This is a genomic window from Jiulongibacter sediminis (genome assembly GCF_001306455.1).
In the GTDB taxonomy this organism is placed as follows: Bacteria; Bacteroidota; Bacteroidia; order Cytophagales; family Spirosomataceae; genus Jiulongibacter; species Jiulongibacter sediminis.
Map to the genome: position 1 here is coordinate 1,032,701 of NZ_LGTQ01000006.1, position 19,361 is coordinate 1,052,061.

At 42.2% G+C, this 19,361-nt stretch carries 18 protein-coding genes and 1 tRNA gene; 14 read left to right on the plus strand and 5 right to left on the minus strand.

Annotated elements, in window-relative coordinates:
* Positions 1–274 precede the first annotated feature (274 nt).
* Positions 275–1,117, plus strand: a complete 843-nt coding sequence (locus AFM12_RS10340) for a sterol desaturase family protein (protein WP_055147609.1) — start codon at positions 275–277, stop codon at positions 1,115–1,117.
* An 80-nt stretch (positions 1,118–1,197) separates the two neighbouring features.
* On the opposite strand, the gene AFM12_RS10345 is transcribed toward AFM12_RS10340, so the two are convergent.
* Positions 1,198–1,269, minus strand: a tRNA-Arg gene (locus AFM12_RS10345).
* Positions 1,270–1,311: 42 nt separating this feature from the next.
* Positions 1,312–1,830 (minus strand): acyl-CoA thioesterase, encoded by a 519-nt coding sequence (locus AFM12_RS10350; RefSeq protein ID WP_055147612.1) that lies wholly within the window; start codon positions 1,828–1,830, stop codon positions 1,312–1,314.
* Between the two features lie 266 nt (positions 1,831–2,096).
* Here AFM12_RS10350 and AFM12_RS10355 point away from each other — a divergent pair, with 266 nt between their 5' ends.
* The 10 genes from AFM12_RS10355 (at position 2,097) to AFM12_RS10400 (ending at position 13,763) form a co-directional block, all read left to right on the plus strand.
* A complete protein-coding gene (locus AFM12_RS10355) occupies positions 2,097–2,738 on the plus strand; it encodes a DUF1361 domain-containing protein (RefSeq protein WP_055147616.1) in 642 nt (213 codons plus the stop codon).
* Positions 2,725–3,099 carry a diacylglycerol kinase family protein gene (locus AFM12_RS10360; RefSeq protein WP_055147619.1) on the plus strand — a complete coding sequence of 125 codons (375 nt, stop codon included), beginning with the start codon at positions 2,725–2,727 and terminating at the stop codon, positions 3,097–3,099. The genes AFM12_RS10355 and AFM12_RS10360 overlap by 14 nt, the downstream gene beginning before the upstream one ends.
* On the plus strand, positions 3,096–3,722 hold the full coding sequence (locus AFM12_RS10365) for a hypothetical protein (protein ID WP_055147622.1): 627 nt from the start codon (positions 3,096–3,098) through the stop codon (positions 3,720–3,722). Before AFM12_RS10360 ends, AFM12_RS10365 begins: the two co-directional genes overlap by 4 nt.
* 2 nt (positions 3,723–3,724) lie before the next feature.
* A complete protein-coding gene (locus AFM12_RS10370) occupies positions 3,725–4,018 on the plus strand; it encodes a winged helix-turn-helix domain-containing protein (protein WP_055147625.1) in 294 nt (97 codons plus the stop codon).
* Positions 4,019–4,070: 52 nt separating this feature from the next.
* Positions 4,071–5,402, plus strand: a complete 1,332-nt coding sequence (creD, locus tag AFM12_RS10375) for a cell envelope integrity protein CreD (RefSeq protein WP_055147628.1) — start codon at positions 4,071–4,073, stop codon at positions 5,400–5,402.
* 29 nt (positions 5,403–5,431) lie between these two features.
* On the plus strand, positions 5,432–6,583 hold the full coding sequence (locus tag AFM12_RS10380; RefSeq protein ID WP_055147631.1) for a DUF2809 domain-containing protein: 1,152 nt from the start codon (positions 5,432–5,434) through the stop codon (positions 6,581–6,583).
* Positions 6,584–6,634: 51 nt separating this feature from the next.
* Positions 6,635–7,807, plus strand: coding sequence for an AIR synthase related protein (locus tag AFM12_RS10385; RefSeq protein ID WP_095533211.1), 1,173 nt, complete (start codon positions 6,635–6,637; stop codon positions 7,805–7,807).
* Positions 7,808–7,980: 173 nt separating this feature from the next.
* A complete protein-coding gene (locus AFM12_RS10390) occupies positions 7,981–9,858 on the plus strand; it encodes a DUF1800 domain-containing protein (protein ID WP_055147636.1) in 1,878 nt (625 codons plus the stop codon).
* A 3-nt stretch (positions 9,859–9,861) separates the two neighbouring features.
* Positions 9,862–11,385 carry a DUF1501 domain-containing protein gene (locus AFM12_RS10395; protein WP_082391273.1) on the plus strand — a complete coding sequence of 508 codons (1,524 nt, stop codon included), beginning with the start codon at positions 9,862–9,864 and terminating at the stop codon, positions 11,383–11,385.
* Positions 11,386–11,387: 2 nt separating this feature from the next.
* Positions 11,388–13,763 carry a PA14 domain-containing protein gene (locus AFM12_RS10400; RefSeq protein ID WP_055147642.1) on the plus strand — a complete coding sequence of 792 codons (2,376 nt, stop codon included), beginning with the start codon at positions 11,388–11,390 and terminating at the stop codon, positions 13,761–13,763.
* Positions 13,764–13,798: 35 nt separating this feature from the next.
* Here AFM12_RS10400 and AFM12_RS10405 read toward each other — a convergent pair whose 3' ends face one another.
* Both AFM12_RS10405 and AFM12_RS10410 read right to left on the minus strand, forming a co-directional pair.
* Positions 13,799–14,155: a hypothetical protein gene (locus AFM12_RS10405; protein ID WP_055147646.1), complete on the minus strand. Its 357-nt coding sequence runs from the start codon at positions 14,153–14,155 to the stop codon at positions 13,799–13,801.
* A gap of 163 nt (positions 14,156–14,318) precedes the next feature.
* Complete coding sequence (locus AFM12_RS10410) at positions 14,319–15,254, minus strand: CPBP family intramembrane glutamic endopeptidase (protein WP_055147649.1); 936 nt, start codon at positions 15,252–15,254, stop codon at positions 14,319–14,321.
* A gap of 57 nt (positions 15,255–15,311) precedes the next feature.
* Between AFM12_RS10410 and dusB the strand changes: the two genes are divergently transcribed.
* From dusB to AFM12_RS10425, 3 genes are all read left to right on the plus strand, one after another.
* The gene (gene dusB, locus AFM12_RS10415) at positions 15,312–16,340 is read left to right on the plus strand and encodes a tRNA dihydrouridine synthase DusB (RefSeq protein WP_055147651.1); all 1,029 of its coding nucleotides are present in this window, start codon (positions 15,312–15,314) and stop codon (positions 16,338–16,340) included.
* A 58-nt stretch (positions 16,341–16,398) separates the two neighbouring features.
* Positions 16,399–17,010 carry a DUF6134 family protein gene (locus AFM12_RS10420; RefSeq protein ID WP_055147654.1) on the plus strand — a complete coding sequence of 204 codons (612 nt, stop codon included), beginning with the start codon at positions 16,399–16,401 and terminating at the stop codon, positions 17,008–17,010.
* Between the two features lie 69 nt (positions 17,011–17,079).
* Positions 17,080–18,471: a glycoside hydrolase family 140 protein gene (locus AFM12_RS10425; protein ID WP_055147657.1), complete on the plus strand. Its 1,392-nt coding sequence runs from the start codon at positions 17,080–17,082 to the stop codon at positions 18,469–18,471.
* A gap of 26 nt (positions 18,472–18,497) precedes the next feature.
* On the opposite strand, the gene AFM12_RS10430 is transcribed toward AFM12_RS10425, so the two are convergent.
* Entirely contained in the window at positions 18,498–19,304 is an 807-nt protein-coding gene (locus AFM12_RS10430; protein ID WP_082391274.1) for an L-2-amino-thiazoline-4-carboxylic acid hydrolase, read from the minus strand.
* Positions 19,305–19,361: the final 57 nt, after the last annotated feature.

Below are 19,361 nucleotides of genomic sequence, written 5' to 3' on the forward strand. Positions count from 1 at the left end.
TAAAAATGTGGAATTTGTTTACTCCCTGATCAGAAATCAGAATGTACCCTTATTTCTTGTTCAATTTACAAGTAGAAGAGCCTTCGTTTTCTTCAGTAAACCCTTCAGTGGCAAATAATACGGTAAACAATTGAGAAGGTAATAATATGAACTTAAAGTAAAGACTGATGCTAAACCATAATTGTTAGGTTGTGAAGGTTGTAACTATTTAATAGTTAGATTTTTATTTGTAAGTTGATATCTGGAGGATATCTATTACACGGAGGAAAAGAAAATGGAAGTACTAAATACTATTTTAGACACGGACCCTAATTATATCATAATCGGGTTATTGGCATTTTTCTTTACCATGGAACAGGTCGCCGGAAATCCTTTTCAATTCAAGCAAAGAGGGAGGCATTTGTTTCAAAACATACTTTTTCAGCTTGTGTTTTTTGGCCTTAATTTATTCTTCTTTTCAATTTTAGTCTATCTGATCGAAAGACTAAATGCCGGAGAAATAGGTCTCTTATATCTTGTAGAATTGCCCTTTTGGGTAAAATTATTTTTGAGCGTAGTCCTTTATGATTTTGCTACCTATTGGTTACACAGGGCTTCGCACAAAATACCTCTTTTATGGAGGCTACATCGAGTACATCATAGCGATACCACGATGGATTCCTCCACCACGTTCAGGTTTCACCCGGTTGAATTGGCCATTGTATACCAAGCCGGTAACATCGTTGTTGCAGGTTTATTTGGACTGGATATAACTTCGCTGGCACTTTATTATTTCGTCGTTTATATTTTCTTCTTTCTTGAACATTCAAACCTTAATTACCCAAATTGGCTAAATCACACTTTAGGGCTGGTCTTTGTAATGCCTGATCATCATCGAGTACATCATCATAAAGAACAGTTTTACACAGATTCAAACTTTGCCGATATTTTTATACTCTGGGATAGAATTTTTGGTACGTTTAAACTGATACCAGTTGATCAAATGCGGTATGGTTTAATTGAATTTGAAGAAGAAAAGAGGCAATCTTTTTTGTATCTGATGAAAAGTCCGTTCATAAATATGGATAGGATAAAATCGGAGAAATCAAAGAGCACTGATGGAGCGGGAGGTGGTTGATGTTTTACCTTCGAACTTTCGGTTAGGATGTACTTCTTTGTGCTAAACAAAAAAATCCCAGACTTTCGCCTGAGATTTTGTAGCTCCGGAAGGAATCGAACCTTCATCTTGGGTACCGGAAACCCACATTCTATCCATTGAACTACGGAGCCATCCATGAGGCTGCAAAATTAACAGGATTATTTAAACCAGAATTATTTCAGGTCAAATAAAGCCCTGAGTTCGGTGGCGTCATTGGGCTTCATTCGTCCGGCAAGAATAAGACGTAGCTGACGCCTTCTCAAAGCCGCTTCATAGAATGCTTTTTCCTCTTCAGTTTCGGGAATGGCCTCGGCTATTTCTATGGGTCTTCCGCTTTGGTCTACGGCCACAAAAGTCAGGAAAGCCTGATTGGTTTGTTTCTTAGTTCCGGCCGGAATATTCTCAGTATATACAGTTACTACTACTTCCATTGAGGTATTAAAAGAGCGGGTCACCTTGGCTTCAAGCGTAACCACATCACCTAGTGGCACTACATTGGTGAAAGACACATTATCTATGGAGGCCGTCACCACAATACGGTTTGAGTGCTTTTGGGCGGCAATGGCCCCAATCACATCTACCATTCGCATCAGATTGCCCCCCATCAAATTACCCAGCGTGTTGGTATCATTGGGCATGATCATTTCAGATTTTATGGATAGGCTCTCAGAGACTTTTTTCGGTTTTGGCATTTGATTGAGGTGTTTTTACAAAACTAGAATTTTATCGGGAAGACCACACTCTTTTTGATTTTTGAAAACTGTCGTGTCTTCTTCATAGGCTTTCGTCTTAATATTGAAAGAAGCGTGAAGCTAAACTGTTTCAATAGTATAAGAAAGGGATTATAACCCCTGAATCCATAGGCCCTGTCGCTTCGGCGGCAGGGCATTTTTTTTGTCAATTGTTTGGTGAGCTTATTTTCATTTATTTACTTTGAATTTCAAAGTACTTTTATTGAATGCAAATCAGTCGTCAAACCAGAGGATTTATTCTTCTAACCGCTTTTAGTGTGTTATTGCTGGGAGTGAGATACCTGCGGACTTCAGATCATGTGGGTTTTGGTTTATTGTGGAATCTCTTTCTGGCTGGTGTTCCGGTGGCTTTTGCTTTAGCTGCCGGTCGGTTTACGAAGGCCGGTAAACACAAATTCGCCTACCTATTTACAGCCTTATGGCTGCTGTTTTATCCCAATTCAGCCTATATCATTACGGATTTAATTCACCTCGACCATCTGCCCAAATCGCTTTGGTGGTTTGATTCGCTCGGGATTTTCCACACCGCATTGACCGGCCTTATTCTGGGTCTGTATTCGGTCTGGATCATCCACACCCGGGTACTCAGTAAATTACTTTCTCCGGCGTTTATCTGGCCGGTTATTCTTTTTTTTATGGGACTTTCGGGTTATGGCATCTATCTCGGCCGTTTTCTGCGGTTTAATTCCTGGGATATCGTTTCGTCGCCGAGCGAGCTGCTGCTGACATCCGTTTTACATTTGAGAAATCCACTAGCCATTAAAATGACGATGTTGTTTGCGGCCATGCAGTTTGTAGTTTATTTCGCCTATTGGTTACAAAAAGATAAAAGCTATGAATCTGCCTAAAATGCTAAAGAGTTTCCGCTATGCGGGGGTGGGTTTTACCAAACTACTGAGATCTGAGAATAATTTTCAGTTTCACGCTCTGGCGGCGGTGCTGGTTTTGGTGTTGAGTTCGCTGTGCAACTTGGCCCGGTGGGAGTGGTTGGTAGTTTGTATCAGTATTGCGGCTGTTTTTACAGCCGAGGCCTTTAATACCGCTATTGAGAAACTTTGCGACCTTGTGAGCAAAGAGCGATTACAGGAAATTGAAGATATAAAGGATATTGCGGCTACGGGTGTTTTGCTTACCGCCGTAGGGGCTTTGATAGTGGCCTTTTTTGTGTTCGGAAAACGACTTTTAGAATCAGAACTTTTTACCCTATGACCAGTCATTTAAACGATCTCCAGGAAATTAGAAAAATGATGGAGAAATCATCACGGTTTCTCTCCCTAAGTGGCCTTTCAGGTGTTTCTGCCGGTGTGGTGGCCCTTGTGGCTGCTGCTTTAGCCTATTTCAAGAGAGAAGAACTCATGGGTAGTTTGGTGGGCAAGGGTTTTACCTATGCAGGCAAAGTGGTACCAGCCTATGTGGACTTTTTGATTAAACTGGCTGTTATCACTTTGATTCTGGCCATTGTCTCCGGAATTTTCTTTACTTGGCGAAAAGCCAAAAAATCAATAAGCTCGCTCTGGAATCCGGTGTCTAAAAAGCTGGTACTCAATATGGCCATTCCTCTATTGTCCGGTGGAGCTGTTATTCTGGCTCTTTTGGCTAACCATGTTTATTTTCTGATTCCTGAGCTAACGCTCATCTTCTACGGGCTGGCCCTGATCAGTGCTTCTCAATATACCTATCGTGATGTTTTTTATCTTGGGCTTTGTGAGCTTATTTTGGGGGTTCTGGGCCTTGGTATCAATGGTTATTCTTTACTGCTCTGGACGATGGGCTTCGGACTTTTACACATTTTATATGGTATAATTATGCATCTGAAATACGATAGGAAGTAAGAATGAATCTCGACAATTTTCATAAGGCTTTTGAGAACAAGGTTCGTCTCGGCATTATGTCGGTGCTGATGGTCAATGACGCCGTGAGTTTCAATCAACTCAAAGAGTTGTTAGAACTTACCGATGGCAACCTGGCTTCTCACCTGAAAGCCCTTGAAAAGTTTAAGTTCATTGAGGTCAAAAAGGAGTTTATTGACCGTAAGCCCAACACCACATATTTGTCAACAAGGGCCGGAAAGACTGCTTTTGAGGAGCATCTGGCCGCTTTAGAAAAGCTTATCAAAGAACACCTGTAAATTTTTTTATCACTTAACTTTGAAATGCAAAGTGCTTTTAAATAATATAATTATGTCTCAAAACGATCAATTCAGTCCAAACAGAAAAAAGACCCTGACAAAAGGACTCATCACCTCGGGCCTTTTCTTGCTCTTACTTTTACCAATGGGTATGATTCGCGGACTCATCAGAGAACGCCAGCAACGAAAGATGGAAGTCGTCTCCGAAATCGGTTCAAAATGGGGGCTGGAGCAGCAAATCAAAGGCCCGATCTTGGCAATTCATCACACCAAAGAAAACACTGTAGAGTATAAAGACCGGGACGGAAAGCCTCATACCCGCACTGAGACCGATCCCGAGGTCACCTACCTCATACCCGAAAACCTAAGGGTCAAAACCAATATCAATCCTTCCATCAGAAATATCAGCATTTTTGAGACGGTTATTTATAATGCTGATCTCTCGATGAAAGGTAATTTCGGCGATTTGAAAGACCGACTTTATTTTCTTAAACCAGAAAGCATTGATTGGCAGAAAACTGAGCTCTACATCGGTTTATCTGATCTGCGAGGATTGAAATCTGATTCTCAAATAAAAGTGAATGGTCAAAATTTGTCTTTTTCAGGTAGTGGAGCGGTTGATGCCAATTTTGGCTCTGCCGTAAAAACCGAAATCAAAACGTTGGCTGAGAACGGTAAACTCAATTTTGAAATTGATTTTTCTGTCAAAGGCTCTGAGCGGTTAAGTTTTGTGCCGCTGGCCAAACAAAATAAATTTCTCGCGACCTCGAACTGGTCAAATCCGGGTTTTGACGGAGCCTTTTTACCGGATACCCATGAGGTGAAAAAAGATGGCTTCTCTGCCGAATACAGCATTTCACATCTTAACAGAAACCTGCCTGAAACCTGGAAAAAAGAAGCAAAACAGGACTACGAGCTGGCTGCTTTCGGCGTGTCGCTTTTACAACTCAATGATAACTACCAAAAAGCCGATCGATCAGCCAAATATGCCTTGCTTGTGATCGCCCTGACGTTTTTGAGCTTCTTCTTTGTGGAGCTTCTAAATGGTCTTGAAGTGCATCCTTTTCAGTACGTTTTGGTGGGAGTGGCTCTTTGCTTATTCTACGTTTTGCTCGTGGCTATTTCGGAGGTTCTGTTATTCAACTATGCTTACCTGATCAGCTCATTGATGATTCTAGGTATGATTTGGCTCTATGCCAAATCAGTTTTTGGAGCATTCAGGCTTTCCACCTTAGTAACCGTTATCATGACGGGTTTGTACACCTATGTTTTTTCCATCATTCAGTTGGAAGATCGTGCCTTGCTGGTCGGTAGTCTGGGACTTTTCTGTATTCTGGCTCTCACCATGTATTTCTCCCGAAAGGTGGATTGGAAAAGCATTTAAAAGCCGTTCTCACTATTAAATCCTGAAAAATGAAGTTGAAATTCCAAAGAAACTATGCCTTGATAGCTCTGTTCATTTTTTGTCTGGAGTTGTGCATTGCCCTGTTTTTCCATGACCGATTCATTCGGCCTTTTGTCGGTGATGTGCTGGCTACTGCAGGAGTATATTGCCTGTTGAGAATCTTTGATCTCTCTAAAGCAAAAAGTCTGTTTTCGGCTTTATCGATATCTTTTGTGATTGAGCTTTTGCAATATCTACACTTCCTGGAATGGGCCGGTTTGTATGATATCCGTTGGTTGAGAACAGTGTTGGGTAGCTCATTTTCTGTTGCCGATTTGTGGGCTTATGCTATCGGTGGTCTGCTGGCTGTTAGTCTGGATGTCTCCTCAGGTATCCGGGCTGATGGCGGGCCAGATCCTATCAAAAGAGTCTGGTCTGACCCGGATGCCATTTTGTTGATTTTCGCCGGTTGCTCTGCTGAATTTGCTTTGAGCAAACATGTGGATTGGCTGTTTTTCACGGGTAAAATTCCAAACCAGCCGATTGACCGCATGGTTTCTACATTGAGCTATGCTCAAAAATTACTCTTCACTGATCCTGAAACTCGAAAATTACACCTTCAGCAATTGGTTGAAGTTCATGCAGGAGTGGGTCAAAAAAGAGGTTTTCAAATCCCGAATGAAGCTTTTATGGATGTGCTGAATATGTTGATTTTTCAAACTATTGAGGCGTATGAAACCTGCTTTGAGAAGCTTTCTGAAATTGAAAAAGAAGAAATTTTCCTCGAGTTCAGGAGTATCGGCGAAGGAATGCAAATTCAGAATTTGCCAAACACTTGGGAAGAATGTCAACAATGGAGAGCTATTGCAATGCAAGCAAACTATAGCTTCAGCCACGAATCGGACAAGCTTTTTGATGCTTACAAAAGGAATCTTGGTTCTTTCACTTTTGGGGCTTTGAAGTTTGTTTACAAAGCGTTTTTACCTCAAAAGTTACTCAATAAGACACTTTGGCGGACTCAAATTTTTAATAAAAGCCTGTTTGAAATCCTCTTTTGGTTTCGCAGAAACCTGATCATGCGTTCTTTTTTATTCAGGTTTTTGCCCGAAAGTCTGCATAAACTCAAATTGATCTTTGAGGCTCAAAAACATCCGCAAATCGCAGTCATGAAGCAAAACTAAAGTCTCATTTTTCGCTACCTTTGCCCCTTAATCAAAACTACGAAGACCGGCATGTCTGAAAGATATATGCAGCGGGGCGTTTCGGCCTCAAAAGAAGATGTCCATAAAGCCATTGAAAAACTGGATAAAGGCCTTTTCCCGAAAGCGTTCTGTAAGATTTCTCCTGACACGCTGGGCGGCGATCCGGACTATTGCAATATCATGCATGCCGATGGAGCTGGTACCAAAACCTCGCTGGCTTACCTGTATTGGAAAGAAACCGGCGATTTGAGTGTTTGGAAAGGCATCGCTCAGGATAGCATCATCATGAATACGGATGATCTGCTGTGTGTGGGAGCTACCGGCCCGATTTTGATGTCTTCATCTATTGACAGAAATAAAAATAAAATCCCGGGCGAAGTACTGGCGGCTTTGATTAATGGTAGTGAGGAGGTTCTTGAAATGCTTCGGGAAAACGGTGTTGAAATTTACAGCACCGGTGGCGAAACCGCCGATGTTGGAGACCTGGTGAGAACCATCACGGTAAACACAACAGTAATCGGCAGAATGAAACGTTCTGAGGTCATCTCAAATGATAATATTCAGCCGGGTGATGTCATTGTTGGTTTGGCTTCTTACGGTAAAGCCAGCTATGAAACCGAATATAACGGAGGCATGGGGAGTAACGGACTTACCTCTGCTCGTCATGATGTTTTAGATAATGCGTATGCCGAAAAATATCCTGAAAGCTATGACTCTGAAATTCACAGCTCTCTGGTTTATTCAGGTAGTAAGAACCTCACGCAAAAGATTGATATTGGTAATGGCGTCAAAATAGATGCTGGAAAGCTTATTCTTTCTCCTACCCGTACCTATGCCCCGGTAGCCAAGCAGCTGCTTGATGAGTTACGTTCACAGATACACGGCATGGTCCATTGCAGTGGTGGTGCCCAGACCAAGGTATTACATTTTGTGGATGATGTTCACGTAATTAAAGATAATCTATTCCCTATTCCGCCTTTGTTCAAACTCATTCAAGAGGAAAGCAAGACCGACTGGAAAGAGATGTATAAGGTTTTCAATATGGGCCACCGCCTGGAGGTTTATTTGCCTGAAGAGCATGCTGCCCGGGTGATTGAAATCTCAAAATCGTTCAATATCGATGCTCAAATAGTAGGTCGGGTAGAAGCTTCATCTGAAAAGAAACTGACGATAAAGAGTGAGTTTGGCACGTTTGAGTACTAAGCTCTTGGGGCTTTTTGAGGAAACCGTTCCTCAAAATTATTCACCAAATTTTTTCTCTTTTTTGAACAGGAATTGTTAAAACGCGTTTTCGTACCGAGAATCCCGTTTTTTAGTTTTAAGTGGTAGTAGGGCATAGTTTTTGAAATTGTTAAAGCAATACCCAGTACCGTTTTATGAGACTAACTCTACCCCTGGCAATTCTATTTGCTTTAAATTCCTGTTTTGCTCAGAAAACCGAGACTTTTGGTCTTGGGCATGTTGGTAATGTGAGCGTTACTGCCAGTTCTAATTCTCCTAACGGTATTAAAACATTAACGCTTGATGGGTTTCTGCCTAATCATAATTCCGCTTCCAGATTTTTATCGCAGGCTACTCTGGGCCCTAGGCCGGCTGAAATAGAAAACGTAACTGTAATAGGAGAGGAGGCCTGGATGAATCAACAGCTTGCATTGCCAAACTCCTTTAGCACTGAGGCCTACATCCGGTCTATTGCTCAACAAGTCGCGGATACGTTAAATTTACAGGACCCTAATAGAGAGGAGCCGTATACTGTTGAAAACCTCAACCTGAACCATGATTACTTTGACATCGCATGGTTTCAGGGGAGTATGACTTCACCGGATCGTCTCAGGTGGCGAATGGCCTTTGCCCTCAGTGAGATCTTTGTGGCTTCTCGGATTTCTTCTTTCGATAATAATCCTTATGCCTTAGCGAGCTATTATGACGTTTTGCTGGAGCATTCTCTCGGTAATTATCGCGACCTGCTGGAGGCCGTAACTTTTCATCCTACCATGGCGGTTTATTTGACGTACATGAATAATCATGCAGAAGGCATCGTGGGAGGTAATCACGTTTTCCCGGATGAAAACTATGCCCGGGAGGTTATGCAGCTGTTTAGTATAGGTTTGTTTGAACTAAATACGGACGGAACCGAAAAGCAAGACGTCAATGGCAATCCGATTCCGACGTATGATAATGACGACATTGGCGGCCTGGCCAAAGTATTTACAGGCCTTTCCTGGCATAATAGCGACTATCTGGGTGATAATACCAGCAATGAACAAGCTTACACGCATCCGCTGAAGTTTTTTCCGATTGATAGCAGTGATGCATACCGTAGACCGTGGAGAAGCGAGCCTGATATCGTGGATGGTCATGATCGTGGCCCCAAAACATTTTTAGGTCAAACCATTCCGGCAAGAGACCCTTCTTTGGGTTTACAGGATTTTCAGGATGCTATAGACGTCATTTTTAATCACCCGAATGTGGGTCCATTCATTTGCAAGCAATTGATTCAGCGAATGGTGACTTCGAACCCTTCTCCTTCTTATGTGCAAAGAGTAGCTGAAGTTTTCAATAATAATGGTTCGGGAGTTCGTGGAGATTTCAAAGCGGTTCTGCAGGCCATTTTGCTTGATCGTGAAGCACGTGTTATTGAAGAAAGAAATGAGCGGTACAGCGGAATGCTTCGTGAACCTTTTGTGAGATATACCAACCTTGTTAATGCTTTGAATCTGACTTCTTCTATTGGTGTTTACCGTAATGACATGGATGAGGTCTATGAGCAGATGGGACAGCGACCGCTTCAGTCACCGTCAGTATTTAACTTTTTCCAGACTTCATATACACCTGATGGAGAACTGGCTGAACAGGGTAAGGTGGCTCCTGAGTTTCAAATTCTTAATTCAATAACGCTCACAGGCTATCTCAATGCCCTTGCTGAATGGTTGATAGACAATGATCCCATTGATTATTACTGGTATGGAGGAGATACCGTTTACAAAGAAGATGAAGTGCCTGAATTTGACTTTTCAGGGGATTATCTCTTTGCCAGCAATAAGAACCTTCCAATTCTTCTGGATAAATACAATATGCTTTTGGCTCATGGCAGCATATCCGAAACGAACATCAATCATATCAAAACGGCGATAGAAGCTATGCCGGATATCTATGACTCCAATGGAGAAATAGATGAAATTGATGCTCGCAGAAGAGTTGCCCTGACTCTGTTTTTGATCATGTCAAGCCCTGAATACATTATAAACCGTTGAAAAATGAACCGAAGAGATTTTATTAGAAATGTAGGTTGCGGAGCTATGGGCTCTACCACTTTGCTGAGCACCTTAGCTAATCTTGGTGTGGTCAATGGTGCCATGGCTAATAAGTCGTTTCATAATGCTCCTCCTGATGATTATAAGGCCATTGTTTGTGTCTTGCTGGCCGGCGGGATGGACTCTTACAACATGCTTATTCCGAACGGAACCGGTAGTGGAGGCGATAACGGTTTTGCTAATTATCAGACCGTTAGGGGTGGTTTGGCACTTCAGGATGTAAACGCTCTTCACAATTTGAATATTCTGGAGCATGTGGGTGTAAGAGGTGTAACAAATGCCTACGATTCTTTTGCGGTACATACTCAAATGCCGGAGTTACAGCAATTATTCGATGCCGGTAATCTGGCCTTTATGTCAAACATCGGTACACTGGTAGAACCTCTGGCTAATGAAGCCGATTATGATAATGACTTGAAGAAAAAGCCGCTGGGAATTTATTCTCATTCAGATCAGATTCAGCAGTGGCAAACGAGTGTGCCACAGAGTAGAGATTCTTTGGGCTTCGGTGGGAGAATTGCTGATCTGCTACATGCCGGAAACGACAATGTTAACCTGAGTATGAATATCTCTCTGGGAGGTAAAAATATCTTTCAGCGAGGCAAAGAAGTTTCTGAATACGCAATTCGCAATAACATCAATGCCAATAATGTAGGTTTTGAAGGCTTGCCGGGCGGTTGGTCAAACTCGGGATATATGACTCAATTAAGAAATCAGGCTGTAGATAATCTGGTGGCTGAAACATACAGAAATGCTTTGCATACGGCCTATGGTGTAAATACTCAGTCGTCTATTGCGGCGTTTGAGACTTTCAAAAAGGCCCTTTTGAAGGTGCCTTCATTTACAACTTCTTTTCCACAAACTGGTTTGGCAGAAGACCTTTTTGCTGTTTCCAGAGTGATGAGTATCAGAAATGAGCTTGGTGTGAAGCGTCAGATTTTCTTTGTAACCTATGGTGGATGGGATATGCACGACAACCTTATCGCCAGTTTGAATGGACGTTTACCTGTGGTTAGTCAGGCTCTTAAAGCATTTTATGACAGCACCGTGGAATTAGGTATTGCAGACAAGGTGACTACCATTACAATCTCTGATTTTGGGAGAACATTGACTTCAAACGGTACAGGTACTCAGCAAGGATCTGATCATGCCTGGGGTGGTAATTCTATAGTAATGGGTGGTTCGGTAAACGGGCGTAAAATCTACGGTGGTTACCCTCAAATGGAAATCGAAACGAATGCAAGGAACATTTCAAATCGGGGAAACTTTATTCCGGCAGTTTCTACTGATGAACTTTACGCCGAGCTGGCTCTCTGGTATGGTGTGAGCCCTTCTGATTTGTGTTATGCTTTGCCGAATATTGGTAATTTCTATTCCTATTCTGCAGGCAACTATCCGCTTGGCTTAATGAACATGTCCGGTGGAATATCTACCGTAGATCAACCTCAAAACTGCCTGACTTATTAGCCATGAAAAGAACCTTACTCAGTCTGTTTTTATTGGTTGGCTTTGCTCATTCGCTTTCAGCTCAAAGTTGCGTTGGCGAGTCAGGTTATGTTAATTGGAGTTTATGGATGAATTTTTCCAGTCAGCCTGATTCCGCTGATTTGTCGGTTATGGAAAACTATCCGGAATACCCTGATCAGCAAAATATTTTGGGCTCGCTACAAACACCGGCCAATTTCAATAATTATTACGCATCTTTGATAAGAGGCTACATCTCAGTGCCAGTTACAGCCACTTACTATTTCAATGTAGTGGGTGATGACGATACCTTCTTTTATCTGAGTTCAAATGAGAGCAGAAATAATCTGATTGAAAGAGCAAGAGTTACCGGGTACACGAGCTCGGGGCAGCATAATAAATACCCTGAACAAACCTCAGGGTTGATTACTTTAAATGCGGGCCAGAACTATTATTTTGAGTTACATCATTACGAAGGGGGCGGCTCAGATCACGCCACCGTTTACTGGAGAATTCCTGATACCCCTGATATTGACACCGTTTGGCAGGTCATTGACTATAATTATCTGAAAGCTTATAGTTGCGATGGCAGTTGCCCGCCCAGAGGTACGCTTTGTGATGATGGTAATGCTCAAACGACCAACGACCGTCAGGACGGCTTCTGTAATTGTGTTGGTGAATATCCCAAGCCTTCTTCATGCGTAGGGGAATCTGGAAAAGTAGAGGCCTATTATTTTGACAATATTGAAGGAAATTATGTGGAGTATGATCTCGTTAATTCTCCCAATTTTCCATTGGTTCCTGATAGGGCTGAGACTCTGGCAGGTGCCTACGGCCCTTTGCAGCCCTATACCCGTGATCAATATGGTTCCCTCGTTCAGGGTTATTTGACAGTACCGGTTACCGGTCAGTACTCTTTTAATATTACGGGTGACAATCAAACTTTTTTCTATCTCAGCAGCGATCATAATATTGCCAATAAACAAAGCCACCAAGCTCTCGTTTTTTATGGAATTAGTGAGGCTGATCATGCGAATTCAAGCTTTCAGACGATTGGTCCTTTGACCATGGAGGCGGGTAAATACTATTATTACGAATTCAGACACAAAGAAAATGGCTGGAGAGACTTTTTTAGTCTGCACTGGAAAACTCCATGGCAGCAAAACTGGAAGAGAATTCCGAAATTCTACCTCTTCGATTACGACTGTGAAATCTCTTGTATAACTCAAGGGACGCCTTGCGATGATGGTAATATTTATACCAATAACGACCAGTACGATGCCAATTGTAATTGCGTAGGAACACCATGCTCAGGCCCTGATTGTGACGATACGCTTGCTAAATACAGCTTTTATGATCCGGCAGGTACCACCGGAAATAATATTACCACTACCGAGAACTCATGGGAGTCGTGTGGGACAGGTTTGGGGTCAAACCCCAATTTGGCCAGAGCTGGGAATTCGCACTGGATCATGTATGACTTTGATAAGAAGTATAAGTTTCAGGGCAGTAGAGTTTGGAACTATAATGTGACTGGAGAGACCGACAAGGGATTCCGTCAGGTATATGTTGATTATTCAGTGGACGGAGTGAACTGGACTGCTTTAGGAGGAGTTTACAACTGGCCGCAAGCCCCGGGAAATGTAGATTACGGAGGATTTATCGGACCAAATTTCAATGATGTCAAAGCTCGTTACATTTTACTTTCCTCAGTCAATAATCACGGTGATCCGCTTTGTTCGGGTTTCAGTGATATTTCAATTGATGCTATTCATTGCGATGATAAGGATACTCCATGTGACGATAATGATCCATTGACCTCATACGATAAGTTTGATGCTGATTGTAACTGTAAAGGAGTAGATATTCGCTGTGCTTCAGATACTATTCACTTGGCCAGAGAAACGCTGGCAGACCCCGAGTTTAAAGCTAAAATGCACATTCAGGCACAGGCTCTGGTGCCGTCTACCGAAAATATCAGCTTTACGGCAGGAAATAGTATCGTACTGCTTCCTGGTTTTGAAGTTTCAAATCAAGGAGTCTTCAAGGCAGAAATCGCCAACTGTCTGCAAGAGGCTTTCGTAGAAAATCAACTGACAGGTAAGAAAGGAGATGAGAAGACTTCTGGGGGTATTTTGTCTTCTTCAGAGGAGGTCAGTCAGCGAAAAGAGGTGATTTTCAGGCTCAATGAGCCTGGCCATGTGCAGTTGACTTTGAAAGACAATTCAGGAAATACCATCGTCATCATTCTTGATGAGGAACTCGAAGTTTTGGGAACGTACACCAAGTATCTTCCAACAAACCGTCTTCCAAAAGGCACTTATAAGGTTGAGCTGAAAATCAATACAAATCTTCTACAAGAAAGCTTTGAGGTTCCTTAGGAGGTAATTTCCGTTGATTAGATGTTCTTTATTTGTTAGAGCAAACAGCTTAACTCCGTTTTGACCCGGCTACGGGCAGCGGCTATTTCTGAATCAATGGTTTCATACCGAATTTGAGTAGCTTCCGGGCCAAGTAAATTCATTCTGATAGCCTGAGAAAATTGAGTGATCTTTCCGGCCAGTTCAGTAAAGCCAACCTTCTTAACAGCAGGTTGTAAGGCATTTAGTTTTTCCACAGCCTTTGATTTTTGACCATGCTCCATGAGCTGAGCCACTTCAACCCAGTTGAGTCTGGTGTTATTTAAAAAGCTGTCAAAAGCTTTTTGTAAAGCGGCTGGGTTTTCACCATAATGCACTGAGAGATAGGTAGAGTTGATTTCGTAATTCATCATTATTTTCCTGAACAAATATTAATGAGTTACAAATTTCAACTTCTGTGCCAATAGGTTGAAGACATATAAGTGTTTGATAGTAAGCCCTTTTTGAAATTGAAGGTGAGTTTGATCTGGATAATTTTCGGAAGAAGTTCCATTTTCTGGAAAATAGGGCCTTACCTTATACTCGGCTTTCTTTAGCCATCTTATTGAAATACCATAGTAAGGCTCCGGTAAGAAAAGCTGAGCCGACAACCATACTGGTAGGGAAGTGCTCCATCTCAGCTACTTCAGCATCCATGACCTGAGTATTGGCCAGATAATACATGATTACGGCGAAACCATTATTGAAAATATGAGCAACTATCGGCACCCAAAGATTACCTGTCCACAAGAAAAAGTAGCCAAACATTGCCCCGAGAAACAAACGCGGCAAAAAGCCATAAAACTGAAAATGAATGGCTGAGAAAATAAAGGCTGCGAGCCATATAGCTGTATGTGGGTTCTTTAATCCTTTATAAAGTTTTCGCTGGATTAAACCTCTGAAGATCAATTCTTCACCCACGCCGGCTACAATTGCAATCACAAAGAAGCCAAAAATGACTTTAGGAAGGGTGTCAAATTGAGTGAGGTATTCCGTCATTTCAGCCAGAGAATCTTCCATGCTCTTCATGAACTTCTCTACACCTGAAAGAGCCTCAGGGAGTTGCATGGCTGCATTGATTTCCTGAAACCAGCTGTTTAAAGGAAGAAAACAGAGTTGAGTTAAAATGACCAGTCCAAAAACTTTGAGATTGTTAACGCTTTCAAAATTCAGCTCGTCAAGATTTTTTTTCTCAACAACTTTCCAGTAAAAAACACCGGCCAGAATAAAAGTCAGAATAGAAGCCACACCCTGCCCGATCATCAAGGCCCACCAGCCAGAGGATGAACTCATTAAGGCACCGTTAATATCAGTCAGGTCATCCACGCCGATTCCACCTATCAGAATCATAAAGACTGCAGCGATGATATTACCCACCACCATGGCCAAAAGGAGAATGCCGATGATAATAAGAATGGAGGATAGAGCCCCTCTTTCATTTTTGAGTTTATCAAGGATGGAATCAAATGACATACGAATCGGTTAATTTGGTGTAAATTTGCGTTTTAGAAAACAAAAAACCTATTCGGTTTGGTCAAAATAGGAAACATAGAACTCGGTGAATTCCCTCTCTTACTTGCACCTATGGAAGATGTGAGCGATCCTCCTTTTCGTCAGGTGTGTAAAGAAAACGGAGCAGACATGATGTACACGGAGTTTGTATCGTCAGAGGGACTCATACGTGATGCCTGGAAAAGCAAGCAGAAGCTCGACATTTTTCCGTACGAGAGGCCTATCGGAATTCAGCTTTTTGGCTCTGATGTGGAAACCATGGCGGAGTGTACCCGAATTGCGGCTGCTGTTAATCCTGACTTGATCGATATCAACTACGGTTGCCCGGTAAAAAAAGTAGCTTGCAAAGGTGCCGGTGCTGGTCTTTTACAAGATATCCCCCGAATGGTGGAAATGACCAAAGCCGTGGTAGATGCTACAGATTTACCGGTGACAGTCAAAACCCGATTAGGCTGGAACGAGGAAACTAAAAATATCGAGGAGGTAGCCGAAAGATTGCAGGATGTAGGTATTCAGGCCTTGACTATTCATGGCCGTACACGGGCCCAGTTATATAAAGGTGAAGCTGACTGGACACTCATAGCAAAGATTAAGAATAACCCACGAATCAAGATTCCTATTTTTGGGAATGGTGATATTGACTCGCCCGAAAAGGCTTTAGAATATCGTAATAAATATGGCGTGGATGGCCACATGATTGGTCGGGCAGCCATCGGTTATCCGTGGATTTTTAATGAAATCAAGCACTTTTTTGCTACAGGTGAACATCTTCCGCCACCAACAATTCGTCAGCGGGTAGAGGCTACTAAAAACCACCTGAAATTTTCTATTGAATGGAAAAATGAACGGCAGGGTGTTTTGGAAATGAGAAGGCACTATGCCAATTATTTCCGTGGCTTGCCACATTTTAAAGATTACCGCATGCGACTTGTTCAAAGCCTTGAACCCGATGAACTCTTCTCTATTCTTGATGAAGTCCTCGCAGAGTTTGACGGCTACTTTCTGGAGAAGATTCCTAAGAAGGTGGAGTATGCGGGGATCGACTAGCTTACTCTTTTCTTTATGAACTATAAATCCTTTTCTTAATGTTGGGCGTAAGTTCATTGTGAAAAAATTGACAATCACTATTATTGTTTTGCTTTGGTCTTTTGGTGCCATTGCCCAAACCCGTACCTACCAGGTTAAGGTCATCGGGCTGAAGGTTGGAGAAATTCATGTTACCAAATCTCAAAAACTGGATTCGACAATTTATAATCTGACGAGTAAAGTGGATGTAAACTTTCTGGTTTATCACCTCAAAGTGGACTACCGGGTGAAAAGCGTCTTCCTGAACGATCGTTTTGAAAAATCCGAAGTAAAAGTGATCTCCAATCGCGGCAATTATTTCACAAAAACAGAAAGGTTAGGCGATGGCTATAGAGTCTTCTCACATCAATTGGAAAAGAAGAAAGTGAACAAAACTATTGACTTGCCCATAGTCAGCACTTTTGCTCATCTATTTTTCAATGAGCCAGGTAAACTCAAAAATATCTATGCCGAGTTTTATGCAGACTTTATTGAGCTAAAAGACCTGAAACCGAACGCCTACCTTGGCGAATTGGATAAAAATTTTGATGAATACCATTTTGAGAATGGCTTGTTAGTAAAAATGGTGAAGAAAAATCCAATTACTGATATGGTGATTGAGTATCAGCCGCCAAATAAAAAGAGTCGTTAAATCGCAGCAAAACTTCCTGCATTTTCTCAATTCGGCTATCTTCGTGCAGTTTGAAAACTTTCCAAGCTCATGAATAAAAGCCTTTTTTCGCTATTTCTTTTACTGTGTACCATCACCACTTTTGCTCAACTTCCTCGTCTGAAAGTCTCCGACAACGGAAGGTTTCTTCAAACAGAAGAAGGAAAGCCTTTCTTTTGGACTGGCGATACGGCCTGGGAATTATTTCATAAACTCGATAAAGAACAGGCCGCCTACTACCTTGAAACCCGGGCTAAACAAGGTTTTAATGTGATTCAGGCTGTGGGTTTGGCTGAGCTTGATGGCCTGAATACGCCAAACGCCTACGGTTATAAACCACTGGATAAGACAGACCCGGTAAAAATTAATGTCCAATATTTTAATCATGTGGCCTGGGTCATGCAAAAGGCGGATTCTTTGGGTATCTATGTTGCCTTTTTACCAACCTGGGGTGATAAACTGTTTAAAGATTCATGGGGTGACGGACCTGAGATTTTTGATCAGGAAAAGGCTTATCAATTCGGAAAGTCTTTGGCTTTGCGATTGCGTTCACAATCCAATATCATCTGGGTTTTAGGCGGCGACCGTTTGCCTCGGGAAGGTTCAGAAGATGTGGAGGTTTGGCGATCTATGGCAAAGGGTATTAAGGAAGGTCTGGGCCTTTTTGTAGATGGAATTTTCTCTTTTCACCCTCAACCTACCTCACCGGGTGGCAGCTCAAACTGGTTTCATAAAGACGAATGGTTGAGTTTTAATATGCATCAAACCGGACATTGCCCGGGGCAGAGCTATCAGAAAATTGCTCATGATTATCAATTAACACCTGTGAAACCGACAATTGACGGTGAACCTTTGTACGAAGATCATCCCTATTGTTTTGATGCCAAACACAAAGGGTATTCTGTGCCTGACGATATCCGGAGAATTATGTACTGGAATGTATTCGCGGGGGCTTTTGGTCAGACTTACGGATGCCATGATGTCTGGCAAATGCACAGAGTGGAAGATAAGGGCGTTAATGGTCCGCTTCGCCCGTGGGATGTGGCTTTGAATCTGCCAATGGCGAACCAAATGAAACACCTGAAACATCTCATGCTTTCCCGTCCGTTTTTTGACCGGATTCCTGATCAGACACTGATTGAGAGCGAGCAGAAAGATGATGAAACTTACGCCATCGGTACACGTGATGAAAGCGGAACCTATGCCTTCGTTTATGTACCCACCGGTAAAACCATCAATATCAACACGAAAGAACTCAGAGGTCAGGTGCTTAATGTGTGGTGGTATGATCCACGAACCGGAGCTACTTTCATGCTTGGGCAAACGCAGAATTTCGGCTCTTTCAGTGCTGTTTGTCCTTCATCAGGATCAGGTAACGACTGGATTCTGGTGGTGGATGATGCCTCAAAAGGCTATGAGAAGCCCGGAACGGTAGCCTATTAATACCTGGATGTTTAAAAGAATTTGGGCTACTGAGTCGCCAATTTTTGAAACCGGAAATCACATTTTGATGCCCCCTCGGCAATGGTAGAAGTTCTAATCAATTGAAGTCCCGCGAGTTCTGAAGTCAAATGATCCACTTCACATAGGATATTTTGATATTTGCTCGCTTGGTTTTGTTGGAAAAGGTGGCAAATTCCACATTCCAGAATGTCAATGCCGTAACCAAAGCCCAGCGTTTCATTCTTATCAATTAGAATTTTGGCTCTGAAACCCCCTTCCCGCTGTTTAGAGCCTACTTTGTCGTCTAGTTTTTTAAGAATTCTTTTATAAAACGGAAAACCCAGAAGTTTTGGGACAAGTTTGAGATACCATTTGTGAATCCTGTTCTTAGGCTTGACATACTCCTTTGCAATAGACAGACAATGCTTTTTGATTTCGTCAAAACTCAAATTTCGTTTCTCCATTACCTGAATGAAAGCCAGAAAATAAGCTGAAAAACGAAGTCTTTTATCCAGTGGATTTTTTGATTTTTCTTTGAGATTAGACTTGTCTTCAATTAATTCAAAGGCTTCATTAACCTCCTCAATGATCAATTTGAATGTGTTCGGGTATTCCCGCTCAAGTTCCTCCGCAAAATATTTTTTGAAGTTACCTTTGAGGTAAATAACGGCCGTAATGGCCGCAACCGTATCGGCGATGGGGAAGAGCAAAAGAAACCAGTAGGTCCAGAAGCCGGAGTGGTAAAGAAGGAAAATTATCGTCCATTTTGAAGCCATGAAAGCCAAGCCGTAAAGCACGGTTTTTTTGACTTTCGTCTTCATAAAATGCGTCATCGGTCGAGGTTAAAGTTCGCCAAAATTACAACTTATTTCTTTGAGTGCGAGTGTTTG

What these genes read in the sequence shown, in the direction of transcription:
- AFM12_RS10340 (WP_055147609.1), top strand. Translation starts at nt 275, where the DNA reads ATGGAAGTACTAAATACTATTTTAGACACGGACCCTAATTATATCATA.
- AFM12_RS10350 (WP_055147612.1), bottom strand. Translation starts at nt 1,830, where the DNA reads ATGCCAAAACCGAAAAAAGTCTCTGAGAGCCTATCCATAAAATCTGAA.
- AFM12_RS10355 (WP_055147616.1), top strand. Translation starts at nt 2,097, where the DNA reads ATGCAAATCAGTCGTCAAACCAGAGGATTTATTCTTCTAACCGCTTTT.
- AFM12_RS10360 (WP_055147619.1), top strand. Translation starts at nt 2,725, where the DNA reads ATGAATCTGCCTAAAATGCTAAAGAGTTTCCGCTATGCGGGGGTGGGT.
- AFM12_RS10365 (WP_055147622.1), top strand. Translation starts at nt 3,096, where the DNA reads ATGACCAGTCATTTAAACGATCTCCAGGAAATTAGAAAAATGATGGAG.
- AFM12_RS10370 (WP_055147625.1), top strand. Translation starts at nt 3,725, where the DNA reads ATGAATCTCGACAATTTTCATAAGGCTTTTGAGAACAAGGTTCGTCTC.
- creD (WP_055147628.1), top strand. Translation starts at nt 4,071, where the DNA reads ATGTCTCAAAACGATCAATTCAGTCCAAACAGAAAAAAGACCCTGACA.
- AFM12_RS10380 (WP_055147631.1), top strand. Translation starts at nt 5,432, where the DNA reads ATGAAGTTGAAATTCCAAAGAAACTATGCCTTGATAGCTCTGTTCATT.
- AFM12_RS10385 (WP_095533211.1), top strand. Translation starts at nt 6,635, where the DNA reads ATGTCTGAAAGATATATGCAGCGGGGCGTTTCGGCCTCAAAAGAAGAT.
- AFM12_RS10390 (WP_055147636.1), top strand. Translation starts at nt 7,981, where the DNA reads ATGAGACTAACTCTACCCCTGGCAATTCTATTTGCTTTAAATTCCTGT.
- AFM12_RS10395 (WP_082391273.1), top strand. Translation starts at nt 9,862, where the DNA reads ATGAACCGAAGAGATTTTATTAGAAATGTAGGTTGCGGAGCTATGGGC.
- AFM12_RS10400 (WP_055147642.1), top strand. Translation starts at nt 11,388, where the DNA reads ATGAAAAGAACCTTACTCAGTCTGTTTTTATTGGTTGGCTTTGCTCAT.
- AFM12_RS10405 (WP_055147646.1), bottom strand. Translation starts at nt 14,155, where the DNA reads ATGATGAATTACGAAATCAACTCTACCTATCTCTCAGTGCATTATGGT.
- AFM12_RS10410 (WP_055147649.1), bottom strand. Translation starts at nt 15,254, where the DNA reads ATGTCATTTGATTCCATCCTTGATAAACTCAAAAATGAAAGAGGGGCT.
- AFM12_RS10425 (WP_055147657.1), top strand. Translation starts at nt 17,080, where the DNA reads ATGAATAAAAGCCTTTTTTCGCTATTTCTTTTACTGTGTACCATCACC.
- AFM12_RS10430 (WP_082391274.1), bottom strand. Translation starts at nt 19,304, where the DNA reads ATGACGCATTTTATGAAGACGAAAGTCAAAAAAACCGTGCTTTACGGC.